The sequence below is a fragment of the Bacillus cereus group sp. N21 genome, assembly GCF_016483395.1.
GTDB lineage: Bacteria > Bacillota > Bacilli > Bacillales > Bacillaceae_G > Bacillus_A > Bacillus_A pseudomycoides.
This window is the reverse complement of the sequence record NZ_JAEHBX010000261.1, coordinates 1-387: the sequence shown is the minus strand read 5'-3', so window position 1 is coordinate 387 and position 387 is coordinate 1. Positions and strand designations below refer to the sequence as shown.

Below are 387 nucleotides of genomic sequence, written 5' to 3'. Positions count from 1 at the left end.
TTCCCGTCCTTCGTTACATTCGCCCAAGCAAAATGTTCGAGATTGCAATCCACACCAATCGCGCCATCTGATGTACTATAATTCGTGTGAGGGTTTTCTGGCACATCGACTAAACATTTCACAATGTAATACTCCCCATGATCTTCCAGAGACCATGCAATCGATTTACCATGCTTTTTCTTATTCTTACACTGTAATTGGGTTGTGATTACTTTCTCAATGACTTCTTGTCCATGCGGGAACGTAACAGCTGGAAACATAAGTGTTTTTTCGGAACTTGTCGTCATCCATAATCCCTTTGTCTCAGGCGCATACTGAAACACAAAATTCCCATGTTTGGCATCTTTACGGCCAGATAGAATGAGTTGTTTATTTCGAGCACAGGAA

General features: G+C 41.6%; 1 pseudogene. It reads right to left on the bottom strand.

What is annotated here, in order from left to right:
* Window positions 1-387 (bottom strand): annotated as a pseudogene (locus JDS96_RS30770) (IS200/IS605 family accessory protein TnpB-related protein); the annotation flags it as partial.